This is a genomic window from Bartonella sp. CL25QHWL, assembly GCF_042195335.1.
Classification (GTDB): domain Bacteria; phylum Pseudomonadota; class Alphaproteobacteria; order Rhizobiales; family Rhizobiaceae; genus Bartonella.
Genome location: NZ_JBHIOE010000053.1, coordinates 1 through 1,904, shown reverse-complemented (window position 1 = coordinate 1,904; position 1,904 = coordinate 1). Strand labels below are relative to the sequence as shown.

Annotated in this window: 3 protein-coding genes and 1 pseudogene; all 4 read left to right on the top strand. The window is 40.2% G+C overall.

Going from position 1 to position 1,904, the window contains the following annotated elements; all coding sequences use genetic code 11:
- Positions 1-558, top strand: a 558-nt coding sequence (locus ACFILY_RS09395) for a lysozyme (protein WP_375637984.1), incomplete at its 5' end; no start/stop codon positions are given.
- A pseudogene (locus ACFILY_RS09390) lies at positions 555-783 on the top strand (hypothetical protein). The gene ACFILY_RS09395 and the pseudogene ACFILY_RS09390, both read left to right, overlap by 4 nt.
- 116 nt (positions 784-899) lie before the next feature.
- Positions 900-1,130, top strand: coding sequence for a hypothetical protein (locus ACFILY_RS09385; RefSeq protein WP_273791210.1), 231 nt, complete (start codon positions 900-902; stop codon positions 1,128-1,130).
- Positions 1,131-1,154: 24 nt separating this feature from the next.
- Positions 1,155-1,904: DNA adenine methylase (locus tag ACFILY_RS09380; protein WP_375673361.1), on the top strand; the 750-nt coding region annotated here is incomplete at its 3' end.

Below are 1,904 nucleotides of genomic sequence, written 5' to 3'. Positions count from 1 at the left end.
CACACCAGCAATGCGGGTCACCCCCTTGTCAAAAAAGGCATGTGTATTAGCCAAGAGCAAGCAGAAGAAATCCTTTGTGAAGACTTAAAGCAATTTGAGAAGACGGTAGAGGAATCGGTCACGGTTTCGTTAACGGATTGCCAATTCGCGGCATTGGTCTCATTTTGCTATAATGTAGGAACAGCTGCTTTTCGCAAGTCAACATTGTTGAAGAAGCTTAATCAAGGGGATTATGAAGCGGTACCTGTTGAATTACAGAAATGGAATAAGGTGGGTGGGAAGCCTCTTGCGGGTTTAGCCAACCGTCGAGCAGCAGAAGCAGGATTATGGGTAAAAGGGTCTTATGTTTCTTCAAATTATCAAAGGGTAGAAACGAAAACGGCAACCGGACTTCTTAAAATAGAAGCACTTGCCCCGATTATAGGGTCTTGTTCTGGTTTTGGTGGCTTGTTAGCAGGCAATGGACCTGTGCAATGGGCATTAGCAGGCATCATGGTTTTAGCGGCTGTAACGGGCATAGTGATTGTCGCCAAGCGGTTTCGGGAGCAACGCTTATGATTTTTTGGCTAAAGAAATATTCTCTGATGTTTACAGCGGCTTTAGCCGTTTTTTTTTATGGCTTTAGCCAAGGCGTTTCACCTTGGCAAGCAAAGCGAAAGGCAAAAGCAAACAGAGAATGCTTTAAAGACAGCAACAACGCGGCTTGAGGTGGAAAATGAAGTTAATCAAAAAAGTGATGCTGGTGTGCGCTCTGAACTTTCTCGTTGGGTGCGCGGCAAATAGGTCTGTTTCTTGTGGTGGCTGGTTGCCCATTTATTTGGATAATAAGGATGTTGCGGTCATCAGTTCCAACCTTGCAAGAGATATTTTGAAGCATAACAAGCAGGGAGCCCATTTATGTGGTTGGAAAGATGGTCAAGAAACGAAGCAGCAAAGATAAAGATCTTACAGAAAAAGAACAACAGCTCCTTCACGAGATGATAGAAACCTATCAAGGTTTAAAGATGATGTCACGCATCATGAAATTGATAGCCTTTATTGTCTTTATGTTTGTAATAGATTTTTCCCGTTTTGTGGACGCCATAGAGAATAGCTTCTCACATCTTAAAAGATGGTTAACCAAAAGTTAAATATCAAATTTCTCCTTTAAAAATATGATGAAACAAGAATTTACACAAACATTGTTTGCGTGGATGGGTGGTAAACACTATCTGCGTAAGAAAATTATACCGATTTTAAATAATATTGACCATGAAACCTATGTTGAACCGTTTTTAGGCTCTGGTGTTATTTTCCTAAATAAAAGACCAGCAAAATATTCCGTGATTAATGATCTGAATGGAGAGATCACGAACCTGTTTCAATGTGTTCAAAATGACTTTGATGATTTAGCCAAACGACTAGAATGGTTTGTTTGTTCAAGACAGTTGTTTTTTGAACTTGCGGCTATTGAACCAGAGAGCCTTTCCAAAGTTGAAAGAGCCGCACGTTTTTTGTTTCTCCAACGTTGTGTGATGTATGGGAAAAAAGAGTATGTCTCTTTTAGTTTTGGAAGGAAAAGAACGGCAGAGTTTAATCCCGAAAAGCTGTTATCAAGGATGAGGCGTGTTAGACAGAAGCTTCTTGATACGACAATCTTAAATTTGTCGTGGGAACGGGTTATCGAGCTATTTGATGCACCCGACAGTTTATTTTACCTAGACCCGCCTTATCTAGTGAAGAAGAAGTGTTACAGCTCTGGGAATTTTGTTGAAGATGATTTTGTGAGTATGGCAAAAGTTCTCAAAAGCATACAAGGCAAATTTGTCTTGAGTCTAAATGATTGTGATGCGGTTCGAGAGATCTTTAAGGATTTTGACTTTTTAGAATTAGAGACCCTTTGGACCTCTGGTTTTGCTAAAAAA